This window comes from Amycolatopsis sp. CB00013, assembly GCF_001905755.1.
Classification (GTDB): Bacteria; Actinomycetota; Actinomycetes; order Mycobacteriales; family Pseudonocardiaceae; genus Amycolatopsis; species Amycolatopsis japonica.
This window is the reverse complement of the sequence record NZ_LIWC01000006.1, coordinates 146,678-167,883: the sequence shown is the minus strand read 5'-3', so window position 1 is coordinate 167,883 and position 21,206 is coordinate 146,678. Positions and strand designations below refer to the sequence as shown.

Here is a 21,206-nt window from a genome sequence, read left to right as displayed (position 1 = left end):
CGTATGACGATCACTGGGGGCAAGGCCGAGCCGAAGGGTGTGCTCTGGACACCCGAGCACCGCGTGACCACCATCGGGCTGCTGCTCATGGTCACGCTCATCGCGTTCGAAAGCATGGGCGTCGCCACCGCGATGCCGACGATGGTGGCCGACCTCGACGGTCTCGCCCTCTACGCCTGGCCGTTCACCACCTTCCTGGTGGCCAGCGTGGTCGCGACCGTCCTTTCCGGACGCCTCGGCGACCGCAAGGGCCCGGCACCCGCGCTGCTCGCCGGTACCGCGCTGTTCGCCGCCGGGCTGCTGGTCGCGGGGCTGGCGCACGACATGCCGTTGCTCCTGCTCGGCAGGGCGTTGCAGGGTTTCGGTTCCGGGCTCCTGCTGGTCTCGGTGTCCCTGCTGATCGCGCTCACCTTCACCGACCGGGAACGTCCGGTGATCTACGCGGCCAACGCCGCCGCGTGGGTACTGCCCGCGGTGATCGGCCCGTCGGTCGCGGGCGTGGTGACCGTCAGCGTCGGCTGGCGCTGGGTGTTCCTGGGGCTGATCCCGCTGACCGGGATCGGGCTCGCCCTGCTGGTCGTCGTCACGCGCAAGCTGCCCCGGCACGAGCCCGCCGAGTCCGCGCGCCGCGCCGGGGTCGTGCCCGCGGTGGTCGCCGCCCTCGGCGTCGCCGCGCTCACCTGGGCGGCGCAGCATCCGTCCCTCGTGGCGCTGGCCTACGGCGGGGCCGGCCTGATCGCGCTCGCGTACGCGCTTCGCAAACTCCTGCCCGCCGGGACGCTGTCGTCGCGGCCGGGGTTGCCCACAGTGATCGCTTCGCGCGCGTTGATCGCGGGCGCGTACGCCGGGATGGAGGCGTACCTGCCGCTCACGATGACCGAGGTCCACGGCTACAGCCCCGCGCTGGCCGGGCTGCCGCTGACGGTGACCGCGCTGGGCTGGTCGGCCGGGTCGATGCTGCAGGGCCGCATGCTCGACTGGTCGCGTGAGGCGTCCCTGCGGACCGGGTTCGCGCTGGTCGCGGCCGGTCTGGCGATCTTCGTCTTCGTCCCGCTGCCCTCGTTCCCCGGCTGGATGGCGTTCGTGGCGTCGGCGGTCGGCGGCTCCGGGATGGGGATCGCGATGCCCGCGATCTCGGTGCTGCTGCTCCGGTACTCGCCGGAGGCGGAACGCGGGTTCAACACCTCGGCGCTGCAGCTCGGCGACTGGGTCGGATCGGCCCTGACCATCGGTTTGGGTGGCGTTCTGCTCGCTTCGCTGGCGTCGGCGAAGGAGCCTTCGGTGGCGATCGTGGTGCTTTCGGTCGTGCTGACCGGCATCGCATTGCTCGGGGTGCGGGTGACCGGCCGGTGGCCGTCGGATATGAGCGCCGCCACCCGCTGATGAGGGTGGGCTTGGTCACGCCCCGGAACGGGCTACCCTGAAGGATGCGATGACCTATCTCGACCACGCGGCGACCACCCCGATGTTGCCCGAAGCCGTAGCGGCGATGTCCGAGGCGCTGTCCACAGTGGGCAACGCCTCCGCGCTGCATTCCTCGGGACGCCGCGCCCGCCGCCGGGTCGAAGAAGCCCGCGAGGTGATCGCGGAGGCGCTGGGCGCCCGGCCGTCCGAGGTGATCTTCACCGCCGGTGGCACGGAGAGCGACAACCTCGCGGTCAAGGGCATCTTCTGGGCCCGCAACGGCGAGGACGCGCAGCGCCGCCGGGTGCTGTGCAGCACCGTCGAGCACCACGCCGTCCTCGAGTCCGTCGAGTGGTTGGAGCAGCACGCGGGCGCCGAGATCGGCTGGGTCGAGGTCGACGAGGCGGGCCGGGTCACCCCGGAGTCGCTGCGCGCCGCCATCGGTGACAGCCCCGAGACGGTCGCGCTGGTCACCGTGATGTGGGCGAACAACGAGGTCGGCACGGTCAACCCGATCGCCGAACTCGCCGCCGTCTGCGCCGAGCACGAGATCCCCTTGCACACCGACGCCGTCCAGGCCGTCGGCGCGGTACCCGTCGATTTCGCCGAAAGCGGCGCCGCGGCGCTGACCCTCACCGCGCACAAGCTCGGCGGCCCGTACGGCGTCGGCGCGCTGCTGCTCGGACGCGACACGGCGTGCGTGCCGGTGCTGCACGGTGGCGGCCAGGAGCGCAGCGTGCGCTCGGGCACGCTGGACGTCCCCGCGGTGATCGCTTTCGCGACGGCGGTCAAGGCCACGGTCGAGGGACGCGAGGAGTACGCGAAACGCGTCGCCGAGCTGCGCGACGACCTGATCGAGGCCGTCCGGCGCGAGGTGCCGGACGTGGTGCTCAACGGTGGCGAGGGCGAGCGCCTGCCCACGCACGCCCACTTCACGTTCCCCGGTTGCGCGGGGGACAGCCTGTTGATGCTCTTGGACGCCAAGGGCATCGAATGTTCCACCGGATCGGCGTGCACGGCGGGTGTCGCGCAGCCGAGCCACGTGCTGCTGGCCATGGGTGCCGAACCCGCGGCCGCGCGCGGGTCGCTGCGGTTCTCGTTCGGGCATACCTCGGCGCCGGAAGACGTTGAAGCGGTTTCGAAGGAGATCGCGGGCGTCGTCGACAGGGCGAGGCAGGCGGGACTCGCCGGAATGCGCAAGCAGACGCAGAAGCAAGAGGTGTGAGGAAGATGCGCGTACTGGCCGCGATGAGCGGGGGAGTGGACTCGGCGGTGGCCGCCGCGCGCGCCGTGGACGCCGGGCACGAGGTCGTCGGCGTGCATCTGGCGCTGTCGGCGAAGCCCGGCACGCTGCGCACCGGATCCCGCGGCTGCTGCACGATCGAGGACTCCGGCGACGCTCGGCGAGCCGCCGACATCCTCGGCATCCCCTTCTACATCTGGGATTTCGCCGAGCGCTTCACCGAAGAGGTCATCGAGACCTTCGTCGGCGAGTACGCCGCCGGCCGGACGCCGAACCCGTGCGTCACCTGCAACGAGAAGATCAAGTTCGAGGCGTTGCTGGACAAGGCGATGGCGCTCGGCTTCGACGCCGTCGCCACCGGGCACTACGCCCGTCTGTCCCTTGTGGACGGTGTGCCGGAGCTTCGGCGCAGCGTCGACTCCGGCAAGGACCAGTCCTACGTGCTGGCGTCGCTCACCCCGGAGCAGCTGCGGCATTCGCTGTTCCCGCTGGGTGATTCGTGGAAGACCGACGTCCGCGCCGAGGCCGCGAGCCGGGGTCTGTCGGTGGCGAAGAAGCCGGACAGTCACGACATCTGCTTCATCCCCGACGGCGACACGAAGAGCTTCCTGGAGAAGCGGCTCGGGCAGCGTCCAGGGCAGCTCGTCGACGCCGAGACCGGCGCCGTGCTCGGTGAGCACACCGGGGTGCACGGTTTCACCGTCGGCCAGCGCAAGGGCCTCGGCATCGAGGCGCCGGCGCCGGACGGGCGACCGCGCTACGTGCTCTCGCTGGAGCCGGTTTCGGGCACCGTGAAGGTCGGTTCCGCGCGGGATCTCGGCGTGAACGTGATCGAGGCGGACCGCCCGATCTGGCCGAGCGAGCGGCCGCTGGACGGGCCCACGGAATGCGTCGTCCAGGTGCGTGCGCACGGCGGGATCGTCGAGGCCGTCGCGGAGGTCTCCGGCGACTCGGTCACCATTCAGCTGCGCGAGCCGCTGCGCGGCGTCGCTCCGGGGCAGGTCGTCGTGCTGTACCGCACCGATGCCGCCGAAGGCGACCTCGTGCTGGGCAGCGCGAAGATCTCCGGGACTCGCTAACCCCCGCATTTCGTCCTCTGGATGCGGTCCTTGCGCGTGCAACTACCGCATTCAGAGGACTAAATGCGGGCAGGGGCTAGAACTTCAGCTTGAAGCCGGTGTGCGTCGCCTCGAAACCGAGGCGTTCGTAGAACCGGTGCGCATCCTCGCGTTTCACGTCCGACGTCAGCTGCACCAGCGCGCAGCCACGCCGCCGTGATTCGTCGATGGCCCACGTCATCAGTTCGCCGCCGAGGCCGGAGCCGCGATGGCTCGCCCGCACCCGGACCGCCTCGATCTGCCCGCGCAGCGCGCCTTTCCTGGCCAGGCCGGGAATGATCGACAGCTGGAGCGTGCCGACGGCCTCCCCGTCGTCGTCGGCGACGATCAGCAGTTGCGCCGGATCGGCGTCGATCTGTTCGAAGGCCTTCAGGTACGGCGTGAGGTCGTCGGCCGAATCACGGGTGCTGCCGATCTGGTCGTCGGCGAGCATCCCGACGATCGCCGCGACGTCTTCCCGGCGCGCTTGACGGATGATCATGACGCGTAGTGTCGCACCCCGCCGGTTTCGGTCGAGGTGAGTTTCCCTTGGGCCACCAGCAGATCCAGATGCGAACCGGTCTCGAGGACGGCGAGCATCTGGTTGAACGGGTCCATGTCGGGCAGCTTGCGCTGCTTGCGCGTCCAGCCCAGCCGCAGCGCGACCTCGTACGCCGTCGTGACGTCCGCGGAGATCTCGGCGCCCATGACTTCGAGCCGGTCGCGGTGGTGCTCCAGCAACTCGTCCACGCGGGCGTGGACGCTGTCGGTGACGGGGCCGTGCGCCGGGAGCATGCGCCGGTCCGGCATCTCACGCACCAGACGCAGGGAATCGAGGTAGTCGCTCAGCGGCAATTCGGTGGGCACCGGCTGGAAGCCGATGGACGGCGTGATGTGCGGCAACACGTGGTCGCCCGAGAACACCAGCCTCGCCTCGTCGTCGACGAAGACGACGTGCCCGTCCGTGTGACCAGGCGTGTGCACGACGTCGAACTCGCGGCCGGGCACGATCGCGCGTTTCCCCGGGACGAGCCACTCGTCGGGCTGCTCCCACAGATGCGCCTCGGTGTGCCGCACGCCGCCGAAGGCCTTGGCGAGTTCCTCGACGACGGGATCCGCGCCACAACGCTGGAGCAGGCCGACCTGCGCCTCCATCGGGAACCGGTCCGGATCGCCGGAGCGCACCAGCGACGGCTCTTCCCGTTTCCCGAGCCCGAGTTTTCCGCCGAATTCGCGGCGCAGTTCCACGGCGAGCGTGTAGTGATCGCGATGCACGTGGGTGATCAGGAACTCGTCGATGTCGCCGAGACCGGCACCGAGTGCCTTCAGCCCGCGCGAAAGTCGTTCGCGTGCCGACTCCAGTGCCCAGCCCGAGTCCACGAGGACCAGGCGGGTGCCGTCGGTGACGACGTAGACGTTGACCGCGCGCAGCGCGTCGTGCGGCAAGGGCAGCGGGATCCGATGGACCCCCGGCGAAACCGTGTAGACGCCTGGCTCGGCCCAGTCCCGTTCGCCGTCTTCCGGCAACGGCTCCATGGTGACCTCCGTCCCGGACGCACTCCGGTGTGCCGCCCAGTCCCACCACTTTGTGCCGCCGGAAGCCGAGTGTCCACTTGAGCGGGGTGAGACCCCGGTCACTTGGCGTTTGGTCCACGTTGCAGGGCAATGCAGATCAGTGCAGAACATGCCGGGCGATGTGTTGCGTATACGCAGACCAACGGGGTTACAGTGGCGCCGATGAGGTCGCGTCTTTGACCTTACAAGTCATCGCCGGAGCCATCCGACTGGACAGCCCCGGCGATGAATTGCCCAGGTCAGTGCTGGTACAAGGTTGCTAGGCCTAACAGTGCCAGCATGCCCAGGGTTACCACGTGGTTCGCCGTCAGGGTCAGTTCGAACCTGACTCTGATGGCGAACCGGTTACTGCGGCCCTTTTGTGCCATGGGCCTTCACCTCCACCCCCTGAAGTACTGCGCGAGCATTTGCTCGGCAGAGTCGAGAAGCCAGGGGAGCCTCCTCGACGGCCGTACGAGGAGGATGTGGACGAGCTGCGCGGTGCGGCGTAGAAGCCTGTTGTGACATGTTCGGCTCGACACGCGGGACTCGTCTGAGGCCAGATTATTGCGCTCGTGCAAGTCCAAAACAGAAGAGAGCCCCGTCGGGTGATGTCCCCAATGTGGCATTGGAGACGCTGATCGTCCCCAATGCCACATTGGGGACACGGGTTGCCGGTACGACGGCCGTCAGCGATCGTCCTGCTTCAGCGCGGTGTCGATCGTCAGCGCCGAAGCGACCACCATCGACGCCAGCGGATCCCGCAGCGGCCGGTGGATCTCGACGACGTAGTTGTCGGCGGTGGTGAACGCGGCCTTCACGAAACCGCCCCAGGTCTTGGTGATCCGCGCGATCTCGACGTCCGCGTGGTCCTTGATCACGAAGTTCCACGCCCGCCAGTTCTCCGCGAAGATCCCGCCGACCTTCTGGCCGTTCACCACGAAACCCAGCCGGATCTTGCCGAAGACGTTCTCCTGCACGATCTCCCCGATGGGGGAGTCGTCGGCCTTCGTCACCAGGAACCGGGATTTGAACACCTTCGCGGGCCGCGTCACCTTCAGCACGGTGCTGTGGTTCGCGTCGCGGATTTCGAAGCGGTGGGTCAGGAACTGGTCGTAGTTCGTGAGCAGCCGGATGGCCTTCTTCAACGTGCTCTGCCCGACCTGGACGACGCCGCCGAGGCGATTCCCGTTCTGGTCGAACACGCCGAACTCGTTCGACATCTCGATGAGTTTCGCGCGCTGGTTGACTACGAGCACGGGTTCGGAGAACAGCGTTCCGCCGCCGACCACGCCGGTGGCCCGGCCTTGGGTGCCCCGCGCCGCCTGCGCCCGGATCTTGTTCGGGTCGGCCGCGCCTTCGATGTCCAGCTCGATCATCTCGGCGTCGTGCGACGGCCGCGTGTTCGCGGTCCAGGCCTGCCCGTCCCACCACCGGTACATCCGGGGGTTCTGCTGGTCGGGATACCAGCCGGCGGGCTGTGGAGAGCTCGTCATGGCAGGTCAGCGTAATGCGCTCGGTGCCGTCTCGGGCTCGTCGACGGCAATTGCGTCGAATGTCCGTGTCCTCCCGTGCCCCGCCTCCCCGCACACTCGGACCAAGGGGAGAATCCGGGTGTGAACGAACGACCTTGGCCCCTTGGCGCGGCCACCGCGATCGGTTCCCTGCCCGGTACCGATCCGGTCGAGGCCGCTTCGATCGTGTTCGGCGAACTGCCCGAATTCCCCTGTATGCCCGAACTTCCCGCCCGCGGCGTCGGCGCCGACATGATCGGCCGGACGGCGGGGTTGCTGGTCGACCTCGCCGTCGAGGTGGTGCCGAGCGGCTACCGCGTCACCGCCCGTCCCGGGCATGATCACCGCCGGGCCCTCGATCTGATGAACTGGGACCTCGACGCCGTCCAGGAAGCCAGGGAGAAGGCAGGCGCAGCGCCGCCCGCCTTCAAGATCCAGGTCGCCGGGCCGTGGACGCTGGCCGCGAACGTCGAACTCCCGCGCGGGCACCGGGTCCTCACCGACAGGGGTGCACTGCGTGACTTCGCCGCTTCGCTGCTCGACGGACTGACAGGCCACGTCGAGGAACTGAAATCGCGCATCGGCGCGCCGGTGGTGATCCAGTTCGACGAGCCGTCGCTGCCCGCTGTCCTCGCCGGCGATCTCCCGACGGCGTCCGGCTACGGCACCGTTCCCGCCGTGCCCGCGCCGGAAGCCCGTGAGCTGCTGTCGACGGTGATCTCGGGGGCGGAGCGCATCACCGGCCAGCCGGTCGCGGTGCACTGCTGCGCCGAAAAACCGCCGATCTCGTTGCTGCGCGCGGCGGGGGCGAAAGCGATCGCGTTCGACTTCGCCTTGCTGAAGGGCGCTTCGCCCGCGCTGCTCGACGAAATCGGCGAGACGCTGGACTCCGGCACGACGCTGATGCTCGGCCTCGTCCCCACCACCGACCCCGGCGTGCCGGTGGAACTGCGTGACGTGGTCTCGCCCGTGCTCAAGCTCGTCGACCGGCTCGGCTTCCGCCGCGAAATCCTGGCGGAACAGGTCGTGCCGACGTCGGCGTGCGGCCTCGCGGGTGCCACTCCCGAGTGGATGCGCCGCGCGCTCACGCTCAGCCGTGAGTCCGGCAAGGCTTTCACCGAACCGCCTGAAGGCTGGTGAGCGGCGCGGTAGCGTGCCCGTCATGCGTTTGTTCCGCCGTTCCCGCAAGACCGAGGACGTTCCCGACCCCCGCACCGCCTGGCCGGAGCAGCCGGTCCCCGAGGACGCGGCCGCCGCGGCGGCGACGTTCTGGGAGGCGTGGTTCGCGCTCTTGCCGGAGGTCAGCGCCGCCCTCGGCGACCGTGAACCGCATCGGGTGGAACACGACCTCTGCACCATCGTCGAGGCGCTGCATCCCCGGCTGCACTTCTCCCTCGATCGTGGGCACCGGGCGATCTACTCGCTGGTGCTGACCGGCCAGGAGGATCCGGAACTGCGCCCGTACACCGACGCGTGGAAGGCCGCGGCGCCGCCGGAGGACGCGATCTGGGAGTACCACGACTCCGTGCCGCCCGTCCCCGATCCGAGTGAAGTCACCGTCAACCTCGGCGAGACCCGCATCGCGCTCGCCGACGTCCGGGTGACCGCGAAGGTGGACGAATCAGCCGGACGGGTGGACGTGACCGTGTTCCATCCGCTGATCGAAGAGCTGGCGCCGGAGACCCGGACGACCATGACGTTCCTGCCGCTGGACGCCACGCTGGGTGAGCGTGTCGCGGCCGAACGCCTCGGCAAGGTCGAGCTGGTGACCGAGGCCCAGGACGGACAGCTGACCCTGCTCGAACTACGCGAAATGGTCGGCGGACTCGGTTCACCGGAGCCCGGAAATGTCGGTACCCCCGACTAGGGTTACCCCCGTGAGCAGCGAACTTCCCGAAAACCTCGAGTCCGCACAGGACGTCACGGACGTGCCCGCCGACGTCCGTGAAAGGCATGCCCTGCTGGCGGAGGAGATCCGCGGCCACCAGTTCCGGTACTACGTACTGGATTCACCGATCGTGTTCGACGGCCAGTTCGACGAGCTGCTCAACGAACTCCAGGCCATCGAGGACGAGCATCCGGGGCTGGTGACGCCGGAGTCGCCGACGCAGAACGTCGGCGGCACGTTCTCCACCGAGTTCGTCGCGCACGACCACCTCGAGCGCATGCTCAGCCTCGACAACGTCTTCGACACCGAGGAGTTCGAGGCCTGGGTCGAGCGGGTCCAGAAGGAGATCGGCGCGACGAAGTACCTCGCCGAACTGAAGATCGACGGGCTCGCGATCAACCTGCTGTACGAGAACGGCCGCCTGACCCGCGCGCTGACCAGGGGCGACGGCCGCACCGGCGAGGACGTCACGCTCAACGTCCGCACGCTGGAGCAGGTGCCGGAGCGGCTGACCGCGACGGACGAGTTCCCGGTGCCCGCACTGGTCGAGGTCCGCGGAGAGGTGTTCTTCCGCGTCGAGGATTTCTTGGCGCTGAACGCGAAAATGGTCGAGGCGGGCAAGGATCCGTACGCGAACCCGCGCAACACGGCCGCCGGATCGTTGCGGCAGAAGGATCCCAAGATCACGAAGTCGCGCAACCTGCGGCTGATCTGCCACGGCCTCGGCAAACGCGAGGGTTTCGAGCCGAAGCGCCAGTCCGAGGCGTACGACGCGCTCGCCGCGTGGGGCCTGCCGGTCTCGCCGCACAGCAAGGTGCTGACGTCCGGCAAGGAGCTGCTGGAGCACATCCGGTACTGGGGAGAGCACAGGCACGACGCCGAACACGAGATCGACGGCGTCGTCATCAAGGTCGACGAGGTCGCGTTGCAGCGCCGTCTCGGCACGACGTCGCGCGCGCCGCGCTGGGCGATCGCCTACAAGTACCCGCCGGAAGAGGCGATCACCACGCTCCTGGACATCCAGGTCAACGTCGGCCGCACCGGGCGGGTCACCCCGTTCGCGGTGATGGAGCCGGTGAAGGTGGCCGGGTCCACGGTCGCGATGGCGACGCTGCACAACCAGGAAGAGGTCAAGCGCAAGGGCGTGCTGATCGGGGACAAGGTCGTCATCCGCAAGGCGGGCGACGTCATCCCCGAGGTGCTCGGGCCGGTAGCCGACGCGCGCACCGGCGAAGAGCGCGAGTTCGTCATGCCGTTGCGCTGCCCCAACTGCGACACCGAACTGGCGTACCAGAAGGAGGGCGACATCGACATCCGTTGCCCCAACGCGCAGTTCTGCCCGGCGCAGCGGCGGGAACGGCTGTTCCACCTGGCGAGCCGGAACGTCTTCGACATCGAGGTGGTCGGGTACGAGGCCGCGGTGGCGCTGCTGGACGCCGGCGTCGTGCACGACGAGGGCGACATCTTCGACCTGGACGAGGAGAAGCTGCTCCAGGTCGAGCTGTTCCGCACCAAGGCGGGGGAGCTCTCGGCCAACGGGCGCAAACTGCTGGACAACCTGGAAACCGTCAAGGATCGTCCACTGTGGAGGGTCATCGTCGGGCTGTCGATCCGGCACGTCGGCCCGACGGCCGCGCAGGCGCTCGCGCGGGAATTCGGTTCACTGGAACGGATCGAGAACGCCTCCGAAGAGGAGCTCGCCGCCGTCGACGGTGTCGGCCCGACCATCGTGCGAGCCGCGAAGGAATGGTTCGAAGTCGATTGGCACCGTGAGATCGTCGAGAAATGGCGTGCGGCGGGCGTGCGGATGGAGGAGGAGCGCGACGAGTCCGTCCCGCGCAATCTCGAAGGCCTGTCCATCGTCGTCACCGGCTCGCTGAACGACTACTCCCGTGACGAGGCCAAGGAGTTCATCATGGCCCGCGGCGGGAAGGCGGCCGGTTCGGTGTCGAAGAAGACGGCGTTCGTCGTCGTCGGCGACGCGCCGGGCACGAAGTACGACAAGGCCGTCCAGCTGAAGGTGCCGGTGCTCGACGAGAACGGCTTCCGTGTGCTGCTGGAAGACGGGCCCGAGGCCGCGGCCGAGCTCGCGCTGCCGACCGGCGAGGAGGAGAGCGGTGAGTGACCTGGAGATCCGGCCCGCGCGGCCGGAGGAGCTGACGGCCGTCGGCGAGCTCACGCTGGCCGCGTACTCGGCGGAGCGGAACCTCGTCGACGGCGTGGGCTACGCCACCGAGCTGCTCGACGCCGCCCGGCGGGCGGAGCTGGCGGAACTGCTGGTCGCGGTGGACGGGGACGGCACGCTCGTCGGCACGGTCACCATCGCCCACCCGGGGACGCCGTTCGCCGAGCTGTCCCGCGAAGGCGAACTGGAGTTCCGCATGCTCGGGGTGCTGCCTTCGGCGACCGGGCGCGGTATCGGTGAGGCCCTGACCAGGGCGGTCATCGCGCGGGCGCGGGAACTCGCCGTCGCGAGGGTGGTGCTGTGCAGCCTGGAGACGATGACGCGGGCCCACCGGCTCTACGAGCGGCTCGGCTTCGTGCGGCTGCCCGAGCGGGACTGGGAGCCGCATCCCGGGGTGACCCTGATCGCGTACCGCCTGGAGCTCTGAGCTATACACCTTGTTGGTGTATCGTTGGTGTATGAGCCGGACCAATATCGACATCGATGACGAGCTGGTCGCTGCCGTGATGCATCGCTATGGATTCAAGACCAAGAAGGACGCGGTGGATTTCGCGTTGCGCAAGGCTGCTCCGGTGATCACCACCGCCGACATCCTGGCGCTGGAAGGGATCGGCTGGGAAGCGGACCTGGACGAGATGCGCGACGATTCCCCGGACCGCAAGTGGCGCGATGCCTCCTGAACAACGCTGCTTGATCGACAGCTCGGTGTGGATCGACTTCCTGCGCAAACGCGCCACGCGCGCGAGGGATCTGGTCGTCGAGCTCGCCGCGCAACCGAAGATGATCGTGACCTCGGAGCCGATCGCCATGGAACTGCTCGCGGGAGCGAGCGCAGAGGCTCTCCCGCGTCTCGAGAGGACCCTTGCCGGCTTCGTGAACCTGGGCGTCGATCCCGCGATCGACTTCAGGAGCGCGGCGGAGATCTCCCGGGCCGTCCGTGCGGACGGCCACCGGGTCCGGTCCGCGATGGACTGCCTCATCGCGGCGGTGGCGGTACGGCACAAGGCCGTACTGATCCACAAGGATGTCGATTACGTGCGTATCGCCGAGGTCGTACCCGAACTTCGAGCCGAGGCGATCTTCGACTCGTGAGCTGAGCCCTCCGATGTCATGAAAGGGCCGTTCAGGACGAAAAATGTCCTGAACGGCCCTTTCATGACATCCAGTGAGCGAAACGCGGAGGTCAGCTGTCCAGCACGACCGCGACGATGCCGGCGAAGTGCGCCAACCGCGCCACCTCGGCGGCCCGGAAGTTCGGCCCGCCCGGCCGTGCGACCAGCAGCGCCTTCCCCGGCTTCCCCAGCGGCGTCGCCGCGAGCTCGGTCCCCAGTTCCTTCCAGGTCTCCGGCACCCACGCCTCTTCGGCGTCGAGGATGGTGGCGCGTTCCAACGGCAGCCACGGCAGGTCGGTGATCGGCGTCTCGGGCGCGGCGTTGGACGACGCCAGCCGGATCGCGCCGGCCTCGGCGTGCTCGACGACGACGGCCCAGCCCGCCCGGATGATCCTCGGCACACCTTCGGCGAGGATCTCCAGCCCCGAAGCGGGCTTCGCGGCGATCTCCTCGACCAGTTCGAGTTCACGATGGGTGTCCAGCACCCCGGCGTACGGCCGGACGGCGTCGACCTCGACCCCGTCGACGCTTTCGGCGGCGGTGATCAGCGCGTCCGGCAGCCTGCCGGAGGGGATTTCGACGACGAGGTCGTCGATGGCGACACCGCCGCCCCGTTCGACGACGTCCACGCTCAGGATGTCGGCGCCGACGGTGCCGAGCGCGGTGGCGACCGCGCCGAGGGTCCCCGGGGTGTCCGGTAATTGGACCCGGATCAGGAACGACACACGCGCCCCTCTCGCCTCAGGCGTCCCAGCCTCGCCGTGGAACGCGCTACGCCGGGCGCCGATTGTGACAGACCGGACGAGGTAATGGGACCCGACGTCCGGGGCGCGGGATAACGAACCAGGCACTCCTTACCCGACATGGGAGCGCAGGCCGCGGCATAACCCAGTCGAGTTCGCTGACGCCGCCACCATAGACTTGCAGCTTCCGACAGAACCCGCACAGCACACCCCGGGAGTCACCCGCGTGCCCAACATTTCCCGCGACGAGGTCGCACACCTCGCCAAGCTGGCCAGGCTTGCCGTCACCGAAGAGGAGCTGGACGTCTTCGCAGGCCAGCTCGACCAGATCCTGGACTCGGTGGCCAAGGTGAGCGAGGTCGCAGGCGAGGATGTCCCGCCCACGTCGCACGCCGTGCCGCTGACCAACGTGTTCCGTGAGGACACGGTCCGACCGGGGCTGACCCAGCAGCAGGCGCTGGCCGGTGCGCCGGCCAGCGAAGAGGGTCGTTTCCGGGTGCCGCGGATTCTGGGAGAAGAACAGTGACCGAACTCATCAAGCTCACCGCCGCCGAGCTGGCGGAGAAGATCCAGTCCCGTGAGGTGTCGGCCGTCGAGGTCGCACAGGCCCACCTGGACCGGATCGCCGAGGTCGACGACCACATCCACGCGTTCCTGCACGTCGACACCGAGGGCGCGCTCGAAGCCGCCCGCGCGGTGGACGCCGACGTCGCCGAGGGCAAGGCGCCGAAGTCGGCCCTCGCCGGTGTCCCGCTGGCGCTCAAGGACGTGCTGACCACCAAGGGCATCCCGACCACGGTCGGTTCGAAGACCCTGGAGAACTGGATCCCGCCGTACGACGCCACCGTGACGCGCAAGCTGCGCGAGGCCGGTGTCGTGGTGCTCGGCAAGACCAACATGGACGAGTTCGCGATGGGCTCCTCCACGGAGAACTCCGCGTTCGGCCCGACCCACAACCCGTGGGACCACGCCCGCATCCCGGGTGGTTCCGGCGGTGGCTCCTCGGCGTCCATCGCGGCGTTCGAGGCCGCGATCGCGATCGGCACCGACACCGGCGGCTCGATCCGCCAGCCCGGCGCGGTCACCGGCACCGTCGGCGTGAAGCCGACGTACGGCGGTGTCTCCCGCTACGGTCTCGTCGCCTTCTCCTCCTCGCTCGACCAGGCCGGTCCCTGCGCGCGGACGGTGCTCGACGCCGCCCTGCTGCACGAGGTCATCGCCGGGTACGACCCGATGGACTCGACCTCGATCGACGCGCCGGTCCCGCCGGTGGTCGCCGCGGCCCGCCAGGGCCTGACCGGTGACCTCAAGGGCGTCCGCGTCGGCGTGGTGAAGGAATTCGCCGGCGACGGTTACCAGCCGGGCGTGTTGCGGTCGTTCGAGGCCGCCGTCGAGCAGCTGCGCGCGCTCGGCGCCGAGGTCGTCGAGGTCTCGTGCCCGAACTTCACCTACGCGCTGCCCGCGTACTACCTGATCGCGCCGAGCGAGTGCTCGTCGAACCTCGCCCGGTTCGACGCCATGCGCTACGGCCTGCGCGTGTCCGACGACGGCGCGCACAGCGCCGAAGAGGTCATGTCGCTGACCCGCGAGAAGGGCTTCGGCCCCGAGGTCAAGCGCCGCATCATGCTCGGCACGTACGCGCTTTCCTCGGGCTACTACGACGCGTACTACGGCTCGGCGCAGAAGGTCCGCACGCTCATCACGCGCGATTTCGAAGCCGCGTACGAGAAGGTGGACGTGCTGGTCTCGCCGACCACGCCGACCACGGCGTTCAAGATCGGCGAGCGCGTCGACGACCCGATGGCGATGTACCTGGCGGACCTCTGCACCATCCCGTCGAACCTCGCCGGCAACGCCGCGATGAGTGTCCCGAGTGGACTGTCGCATGAGGACGGCCTGCCGGTCGGCCTGCAGATCATGGCCCCGGCGATGGCCGACGACCGGCTGTACCGCGTCGGCGCCGCCTACGAGGTCGCGCGCGACGCCGCCAACGGTGGCTCGCTGGTGCACGAGGTTCCGGAGCTGGGAGGAAAGAAGTGACCGCCGTGGTTGAGTTGATGGACTACGCCGACGTCATCGAGCGGTTCGACCCGGTGCTGGGCCTCGAGGTGCACGTCGAGCTGAACACGAACACCAAGATGTTCTGCGGCTGCGCCAACGAGTTCGGCGGCGAGCCGAACACCAAGGTGTGCCCGACCTGTCTCGGCCTGCCCGGTTCGCTGCCGGTCGTGAACGGCAAGGCGGTCGAGGGCGCGATCCGCATCGGCCTCGCGCTCAACTGCGAGATCGCCGAATGGTGCCGGTTCGCCCGGAAGAACTACTTCTACCCGGACATGCCGAAGAACTTCCAGACCTCGCAGTACGACGAGCCGATCGCCTTCAACGGCTACCTCGACGTGACGCTGGACGACGGTGAGGTCGTGCGCGTCGAGATCGAGCGTGCCCACATGGAGGAGGACACCGGCAAGTCGCTGCACGTCGGCGGCGCCACCGGCCGGATCCACGGCGCCGAGCACTCGCTGCTCGACTACAACCGCGCCGGCGTGCCGCTGATCGAGATCGTCACCAAGACGATCGAGCACACCGGCGGCCGCGCCCCCGAGGTCGCCCGTGCGTACGTGAGCGCCCTGCGTGACCTGCTGAGCGCGCTGGACGTCTCGGACGTCCGCATGGACCAGGGGTCCCTGCGCTGCGACGCGAACGTTTCGCTGATGGCCAAGGACGCGACCGAGTTCGGCACGCGTACCGAGACCAAGAACGTGAACTCCCTGCGCAGTGTCGAGCGCGCCGTGCGCTACGAGATGACCCGCCAGGCGGCGATCCTCGCCGAGGGCGGCTCCATCAAGCAGGAGACGCGGCACTTCCAGGAGGCCGACGGCACCACGTCGTCGGGCCGTACCAAGGAGACCGCCGAGGACTACCGGTACTTCCCGGAGCCCGACCTGGTCCCGATCGCGCCGTCGCGCGAATGGGTCGAGGAGCTGCGCAAGACGCTGCCGGAGATGCCGTCGGAGCGCCGCAAGCGCATCCAGCGGGAGTGGAACCTGACCGACGAGGCGCTGCGCGACCTGCTCAACGTCGGCGCGGTCGACCTGGTCGCCGCGACCGTCGAGGCGGGCGCGACGCCGGACGAGGCCCGCAGCTGGTGGGTCAACACGCTGGCGCAGGAGGCCAACTCCCGCGAGATCGAGCTGGCCGAGCTGGCGATCACCCCCGCGCAGCTGGCCGAGGTCATCGCGCTGGTCAACGCCGGTGAGCTGACCAACAAGCTGGCCAAGGAGGTCGTGCAGGGCGTGCTCGCCGGCGAGGGATCGCCGTCCGAGGTCGTCGAGAAGCGCGGCCTGAAGGTCGTCTCCGACGACTCCGCGCTCATCGCGGCGGTCGACGAGGCGCTGGCCGCGCAGCCCGACGTCGCCGAGAAGATCCGCGGCGGCAAGGTGGCCGCGGCCGGGGCGATCGTCGGCGCGGTCATGAAGGCCACCAAGGGCCAGGCCGACGCCAAGCGCGTGCGCGAACTGATCGTCGAGCGAGTCGGTGCCTGATCTCGCTTTGAAGAAGGTCACCTGGCGTGAGTGGCTCGGCCTCGCGGCCGGGCTGCTCGCGCTGGTGGCCTTGTTCCTTCCGTGGACGACGCTGACCGCCTCGCGCCCGGAAATCGAAGACGTGCTGAGGACGTTGCCCGCCACCGACGTCACGCGCGACGCGTGGCGTTCCGGTTTTCTCGCTTGGGCGCCGGTGTTCCTCCTGTTCCTTCCCGGCCTCGCGGTCGTGCTGTTCGGCCGTGTCGACGCCGTCCGCCGGGCGGGCCTGCCGCATCTGTGGCTGATGGCGGCCATCGGCGCGCTGCTGCTGATGGTGCTCGGCTGGACCACCCTCGACTGGCAGTTCGACGCCGACCAGCGCGGGATCCTTTCCGCCGCCGGTATCGAGATCGGGACCGGTCTCGGCCGCTATCTCGGCCTGGTGGCCGCCGCGGTCTCCGTCGTCGTGGCGTTCTTCGACGTCCGGCGCCTGCGTGCCGAGACCCGCACCCGTCGTCCCTGAGTCCCCCTTCTCGCATTTAGTCCTCTGAATGCGAGAAGGGGCATTGAGAAAGCGCTTTCTCTCAAGAGGAGGTCACCGTGTTCCCGCTTCCTGGCGGTATCGGACTTTCCCATCTGTGCGCTTATGAATGGGAAGCCGCGGACGGGGTGTGCGGTGGCAGCCCGCATCTTCATCTCGCCTGCACCGAGGCCTACGTCGTCACCGGCGGACGCGGCGCTGTGCAGACGCTCGACGTCGGCGGCTACCGGGAGACCGAACTCGAAGCCGGTGTCGTCGCGTGGTTCGCGCCCGGCACGGTCCATCGGATGGTGCAACGCGACGAACTCCGCATCACCGTCCTCATGCAGAACAGCGGGTTGCCCGAAGCGGGTGACGCGGTGTTCACCTTCCCGCCGCCGGTTCTCGCCGACCCGGACGCGTACGCGAAGGCCGCCGCGATGCCCGCCGGCGACGACGCGGCCCGTCGTCGCCGTGACCTCGCGATCGAGGGCTACCTGCCGATCCGGGACGCGCTCGTCGCGGGAGATCCCGGCCCGCTCAGGGAGTTCCATCGCGCGGCCGTCGCGTTGGTCGCGCCGAAGGTCGAGGCCTGGCTCCCGCGCTGGCGATCCGGTGCGCTGGCCGCCGCCGAGCTGACCGGCGAGCATTTGAGGGCGCTCGCGAACGGCGACGCGAGCCACTTGGAGCAGTCCGGCGTGCGGGTCGCCGGTCCGTCCGAAGAGGACGGTTACGGGATGTGCGGGAGGCGGACGGAGTACCGGATTGACATGTGACCATTTGGTCACCTATTTTGTCCTGTATGACCACTTCACGCAGGACACTCGTCACCGTGCTCGTCGCAGTCCTCCTCGGTGCGCTGTTCACCGCCGCGCCCGCGGCCGCCGGAGAGCGCCACCGGATTCACGAGGGCACCATCGACGGCGCCGACTATCTGGTCAAAGTGCCGAAACGCTGGAACGGCACGCTGGTGCTCTACAGCCACGGGCTCTACGTGGACCCGTGGGCGCCGAAGCAGATCATGCTGGCCACCAGACCCGAGACCGAGTCTTGGCTGCTGGACCAGGGTTACGCGCTGGCCGCGTCGAACTACAAGGGCACCTTCGGGCACGCGATCGAAGAAGCCTTGACCGACCAGATCGCGCTGCTGGACTGGTTCGAGACCAACGTGGGCAAACCGCGGCGGACCGTCACGAGCGGAATGTCCATGGGCGCCGTGATCTCTTTGAAGCTGGCCGAGAACAACCCGGGCCGGTTCGACGGTGTCCTGGCGCAGTGCGGCGAGTACGACGCGCACGGCACGTGGAACAGTGCGCTGGACATGCTCTTCGCGCTCAAGACACTGCTGGCGCCGGACGCGGACATCGACCTGGTCCGGCCGCGTGATCCGCAGGCCGCGCAGGCGGCACTCGAAGCCGTCGTGGCCGAAGCGCAGAAGACCGACGCGGGCCGGGCGCGGATCGCGCTGGCCGGAGCGCTGGGCACCGTCCCGGGCTGGGCGCTCGCCCACGAGCCGGAGCCGACGGCGTCCGCCGACCGTCTGGCCCAGCAGGCGATGTGGGTCACTGGCGCCTATCTGTACGGCTACGGACCGGGTGCGCGTCCCGAAATCGAGCGCCGGGCAGGCGGGAACCCGTCGTCGAACACCGGGATCGACTACCGGCGTCAGCTCGTCCGGTCCGCCGGTCTCGACCTGGTCCGGCAGGCCTACCGGACGGGCGGCGTGGATCTGGAAGCCGACCTCGACCGGCTCGCCGCGGCCCCGCGGATTTCGGCGGATCCGAAGGCGCAGGCCTACATGCAGCGCATCACCGTGGCGCGCGGCATCACGCCGGCACCCGTGCTGACCACGCACACCACCGGTGACGGCGGCGCCGTGGCCGGCCAGGCCCGGTGGTACGGCGATCAGGTCCGGCGCAACGGCGATCCCGCTCTGCTGCGGCAGACCTACGTGAACCGGGGCGGTCACTGCTCGTTCAACGCGGCCGAGGAGATCGTTCTGCTGCGCACCCTGCTGTCCCGCGTGGACACCGGCCGCTGGCCGTCCACCGAACCGCGCCGGCTCACCGCCGCCGCGAACGCGCTGGGCCCGGACTACCGGCTCGTGCCGGAGCTGTTCGACCCGCAGGGCAAGGAAAAGGCGATGCCGCCGTCGTTCACCCGGTTCGCACCGGCGCCCCACCCGCGGCCGTCCCGCTAGGGCCGCTCAGTCCTTGCCGCCCCCGCCGGAACTGGCCGACGGCGTGATGATGACGACGCGGTCGTCGCTCGAAACCGGGGAACCGCCGTCCTTGTTGACCGTCCCGGCGAGCGCGATCTGCGGGTTGACCATGCTCATCGCGGACAGCCTGCCGAAGGTCTTCGGCGGCTTGCCGACCTTGCCGTCCATGACGACGTTGGGCTTGCCGGTCACCGCCCCGTCCGGGGTGACCGGCAGGTTCTGCAGGTTGCCCGCGATGGACGTGGTGATCGAGAGATACCCGGTGGTGCCGACGAAATCAGCGCACCCCGCGACACCGGGTTTGTCGGTCCAGCTCCAGGCCGGGGTGGTCAGCGGCTGGCCGCCGCGAAGCCGGTACAGGACGTCCTTGTCGGCCAGCCGGTCGGTGAGCCACACCCGGGAACCGGCCTGGTCGCGGCAGATCCCGCCGGGGGAGTGCACGCCGGTGGAGAAGACCGCGGAACCCGCCGTGGGGTTGCCCGGCGCCGGTTTGCCGGAGGTGTCGATGCGCAGCACCTTCCCGGCCAGCGACGCCGGATCGGCCGCGAGCCCGGGGTTGCCCGCGTCGCCGGTGGCGACCAGGAGCGCGCCCTTGGCGTCGGTGCCGATCGCGCCGCGGTTGCCGGTGGCCCCCTTGGGGATCCCGGTCAGCACCGGTTTCGGAGCCTGGCCTTTCGCCAGGCGGACGACCCGGTTGTCGGTAGGCGTGGTGATGTAGGCGAAGACGAGCTGGTCTTCCGCGAAACCGGGGGAGAGGGCGAGCGAGGTGAGGCCGCCGTCGCCGGCGCCGTCCACGGGGACGGTCGCCCAGTCGGCCGGGTCCTTCTCCGCGGCGGCGAGCAGGATCCGGCCGCTCTTGCGTTCTCCGGCGAGCGCGCTGGGCGCGGTGCCGTCGCCGGGGATCGCGGCCACGGCGGCGACGGTGTCCAGGCAGGTCGCGATGACGGCCTTGTCGAAGTCCTTGCAGCCCTGCGGCGGCGGGACCGGCGTCGGCGCCTGGTTCGGCCCGTTTCCCCGGCCTGGACCGGCGTCGCCCGCTTCACCGCCCGGCCCGATCTGCGGCGGGACCTCGGGGGACGGCGGGTTGACCGGGGTGAACTTCTGCCCGGCGGCGGTGTTGTCGAATTCGGCGCAACCGGAGAGCAGCAGGGCGCCGCAGGCCAGTATGGCCAGCGGCGCGGTCCATTTCCGCCGGTACCGGGTACGCACGGGCCCAGCCTAGGCGGGCGTACGTGAGCCACGGGTAAGAGCTCCTCGATACCGTTGTGATCATGACTGTGACCGTTCTCGTGCCCGACGAAGAGGGAGTGGCCGCGCTTTCGGAGATCGAGGGCGTGCGTCCGGTGGTGTACCGCCGCGGGGAGCCGGTGCCCGCCGAAGCCGCCGAGGCCGAGGTCCTGGTGACCGGCGAGGGGCCCAGCGAGGAACTCTGGCGCGAACTGCCGAACGTCAAACTCGTGCAGCTGCTGGCGGCGGGTGCCGAGGACTGGGTCGGCAAGGTACCGGACGGCGTGCTGCTCTCGACCTGCCGTGGCGCGCACGGCGGGAGCTCGGCCGAGTGGGTCGTCGCGGTCCTCTTGACGATCTACCGGGATCTCGGCGGTTTCGCCGACGGCCATCGGCGGAAGCACTGGGAACGCCGGATCACCGACACCCTGCAGGGCAAGCGGGCACTCATCGTCGGCGCGGGCGACCTCGGCAGGCATCTGCGCCGCCGGCTGGAGACGTTCGACGTGCGCTGCACGATGGTGGGCGCGACGGCCCGCGAGGGCGTCCACGGCAACGACGAACTCCCCGGGCTGCTGCCCGATCACGACATCACCGTCCTGATGGTGCCGCTCACGCCGCATACGCGGGGCATGGCCGACGCGGAGTTCCTGGCCGCGATGCCGGACGACGCGATCCTCGTCAACGTGTCGAGAGGGCCGGTCGTGGACACCGGCGCGCTCGTCGCGGAACTCGCGTCGGGACGGCTGCGCGCCGCCCTCGACGTCACCGACCCGGAGCCCCTGCCCGAGGGGCACCCGCTGTGGGACGTGCCGGGACTGCTGCTGACTCCGCACGTCGCGGGCGCCGTGAGCGGGCGGCGGCAGCGCGCCTACGCGGTGGTTGTCCGGGAACTGAGCCACTATCTGGGCGGGGAGTTGCCGAAGAACCTGGTCCACGGCGAATACTGATCGGCGTGGCGAATCTTCATGTCGGCT

The 21,206-nt window shown here is 69.5% G+C and carries 21 protein-coding genes; 16 read left to right on the top strand and 5 right to left on the bottom strand.

The features are described 5' to 3' along the window. The first annotated feature begins 3 nt into the window (after positions 1–3). From AMK34_RS34165 to mnmA, 3 genes are read left to right on the top strand one after another with little or no spacing between them, the layout of a single operon-like run. Positions 4–1,383 (top strand): MFS transporter, encoded by a 1,380-nt coding sequence (locus AMK34_RS34165; RefSeq protein ID WP_037341895.1) that lies wholly within the window; start codon positions 4–6, stop codon positions 1,381–1,383. 49 nt (positions 1,384–1,432) lie between these two features. Continuing rightward, a complete protein-coding gene (locus AMK34_RS34160) occupies positions 1,433–2,629 on the top strand; it encodes a cysteine desulfurase family protein (protein WP_073848122.1) in 1,197 nt (398 codons plus the stop codon). Positions 2,630–2,634: 5 nt separating this feature from the next. Beyond that, positions 2,635–3,726 carry a tRNA 2-thiouridine(34) synthase MnmA gene (gene mnmA, locus AMK34_RS34155; RefSeq protein WP_073848121.1) on the top strand — a complete coding sequence of 364 codons (1,092 nt, stop codon included), beginning with the start codon at positions 2,635–2,637 and terminating at the stop codon, positions 3,724–3,726. Positions 3,727–3,802: 76 nt separating this feature from the next. Here the strand turns inward: mnmA and AMK34_RS34150 are convergent, their stop codons facing one another. The 3 genes from AMK34_RS34150 to AMK34_RS34140 all read right to left on the bottom strand — a co-directional run bounded on the left by AMK34_RS34150 (position 3,803) and on the right by AMK34_RS34140 (position 6,794). Beyond that, positions 3,803–4,246 (bottom strand): GNAT family N-acetyltransferase, encoded by a 444-nt coding sequence (locus AMK34_RS34150; RefSeq protein ID WP_073848120.1) that lies wholly within the window; start codon positions 4,244–4,246, stop codon positions 3,803–3,805. Next, a complete protein-coding gene (locus AMK34_RS34145; protein WP_073848119.1) occupies positions 4,243–5,280 on the bottom strand; it encodes an MBL fold metallo-hydrolase in 1,038 nt (345 codons plus the stop codon). The genes AMK34_RS34150 and AMK34_RS34145 overlap by 4 nt, the downstream gene beginning before the upstream one ends. A gap of 707 nt (positions 5,281–5,987) precedes the next feature. Next, positions 5,988–6,794: a phospholipid scramblase-related protein gene (locus AMK34_RS34140; protein ID WP_038509338.1), complete on the bottom strand. Its 807-nt coding sequence runs from the start codon at positions 6,792–6,794 to the stop codon at positions 5,988–5,990. A 120-nt stretch (positions 6,795–6,914) separates the two neighbouring features. On the opposite strand from AMK34_RS34140, the gene AMK34_RS34135 reads away from it, so the two are divergent. Genes AMK34_RS34135 through vapC form a run of 6 tightly spaced genes read left to right on the top strand, consistent with a single transcriptional unit; the run spans position 6,915 to position 11,977 of the window. Then, positions 6,915–7,952, top strand: coding sequence for a methionine synthase (locus tag AMK34_RS34135; protein ID WP_073848118.1), 1,038 nt, complete (start codon positions 6,915–6,917; stop codon positions 7,950–7,952). A gap of 22 nt (positions 7,953–7,974) precedes the next feature. Continuing rightward, positions 7,975–8,679 (top strand): hypothetical protein, encoded by a 705-nt coding sequence (locus AMK34_RS34130; protein ID WP_073848117.1) that lies wholly within the window; start codon positions 7,975–7,977, stop codon positions 8,677–8,679. A 10-nt stretch (positions 8,680–8,689) separates the two neighbouring features. Then, complete coding sequence (gene ligA / locus AMK34_RS34125; RefSeq protein WP_143202703.1) at positions 8,690–10,825, top strand: NAD-dependent DNA ligase LigA; 2,136 nt, start codon at positions 8,690–8,692, stop codon at positions 10,823–10,825. After that, the gene (locus AMK34_RS34120) at positions 10,818–11,312 is read left to right on the top strand and encodes a GNAT family N-acetyltransferase (protein WP_073848115.1); all 495 of its coding nucleotides are present in this window, start codon (positions 10,818–10,820) and stop codon (positions 11,310–11,312) included. The genes ligA and AMK34_RS34120 overlap by 8 nt, the downstream gene beginning before the upstream one ends. A 31-nt stretch (positions 11,313–11,343) precedes the next feature. Further along, a complete protein-coding gene (locus AMK34_RS34115; protein WP_073848114.1) occupies positions 11,344–11,565 on the top strand; it encodes a type II toxin-antitoxin system VapB family antitoxin in 222 nt (73 codons plus the stop codon). Beyond that, positions 11,555–11,977, top strand: coding sequence for a type II toxin-antitoxin system VapC family toxin (gene vapC / locus AMK34_RS34110; protein WP_073848113.1), 423 nt, complete (start codon positions 11,555–11,557; stop codon positions 11,975–11,977). The genes AMK34_RS34115 and vapC overlap by 11 nt, the downstream gene beginning before the upstream one ends. Before the next feature lie 91 nt (positions 11,978–12,068). Here the strand turns inward: vapC and AMK34_RS34105 are convergent, their stop codons facing one another. After that, entirely contained in the window at positions 12,069–12,722 is a 654-nt protein-coding gene (locus tag AMK34_RS34105; RefSeq protein WP_037341914.1) for an amino acid-binding protein, read from the bottom strand. Between the two features lie 244 nt (positions 12,723–12,966). On the opposite strand from AMK34_RS34105, the gene gatC reads away from it, so the two are divergent. The 6 genes from gatC (at position 12,967) to AMK34_RS34075 (ending at position 18,981) form a co-directional block, all read left to right on the top strand. Then, a complete protein-coding gene (gene gatC, locus AMK34_RS34100) occupies positions 12,967–13,266 on the top strand; it encodes an Asp-tRNA(Asn)/Glu-tRNA(Gln) amidotransferase subunit GatC (protein WP_005162012.1) in 300 nt (99 codons plus the stop codon). Beyond that, positions 13,263–14,780 (top strand): Asp-tRNA(Asn)/Glu-tRNA(Gln) amidotransferase subunit GatA, encoded by a 1,518-nt coding sequence (gene gatA / locus AMK34_RS34095; RefSeq protein ID WP_038509349.1) that lies wholly within the window; start codon positions 13,263–13,265, stop codon positions 14,778–14,780. The genes gatC and gatA overlap by 4 nt, the downstream gene beginning before the upstream one ends. After that, positions 14,777–16,282 carry an Asp-tRNA(Asn)/Glu-tRNA(Gln) amidotransferase subunit GatB gene (gene gatB, locus AMK34_RS34090; RefSeq protein WP_073848112.1) on the top strand — a complete coding sequence of 502 codons (1,506 nt, stop codon included), beginning with the start codon at positions 14,777–14,779 and terminating at the stop codon, positions 16,280–16,282. Before gatA ends, gatB begins: the two co-directional genes overlap by 4 nt. Next, positions 16,275–16,784, top strand: coding sequence for a hypothetical protein (locus AMK34_RS34085; RefSeq protein WP_073848111.1), 510 nt, complete (start codon positions 16,275–16,277; stop codon positions 16,782–16,784). The genes gatB and AMK34_RS34085 overlap by 8 nt, the downstream gene beginning before the upstream one ends. Before the next feature lie 77 nt (positions 16,785–16,861). Further along, a complete protein-coding gene (locus AMK34_RS34080; protein WP_073848110.1) occupies positions 16,862–17,557 on the top strand; it encodes a cupin in 696 nt (231 codons plus the stop codon). A 26-nt stretch (positions 17,558–17,583) separates the two neighbouring features. Next, entirely contained in the window at positions 17,584–18,981 is a 1,398-nt protein-coding gene (locus tag AMK34_RS34075; RefSeq protein WP_073848109.1) for an alpha/beta hydrolase family protein, read from the top strand. Between the two features lie 6 nt (positions 18,982–18,987). On the opposite strand, the gene AMK34_RS34070 is transcribed toward AMK34_RS34075, so the two are convergent. Next, on the bottom strand, positions 18,988–20,211 hold the full coding sequence (locus tag AMK34_RS34070) for a PQQ-dependent sugar dehydrogenase (protein ID WP_073848108.1): 1,224 nt from the start codon (positions 20,209–20,211) through the stop codon (positions 18,988–18,990). 62 nt (positions 20,212–20,273) lie between these two features. On the opposite strand from AMK34_RS34070, the gene AMK34_RS34065 reads away from it, so the two are divergent. Then, positions 20,274–21,179 (top strand): 2-hydroxyacid dehydrogenase, encoded by a 906-nt coding sequence (locus tag AMK34_RS34065; protein WP_038522644.1) that lies wholly within the window; start codon positions 20,274–20,276, stop codon positions 21,177–21,179. Positions 21,180–21,206: the final 27 nt, after the last annotated feature.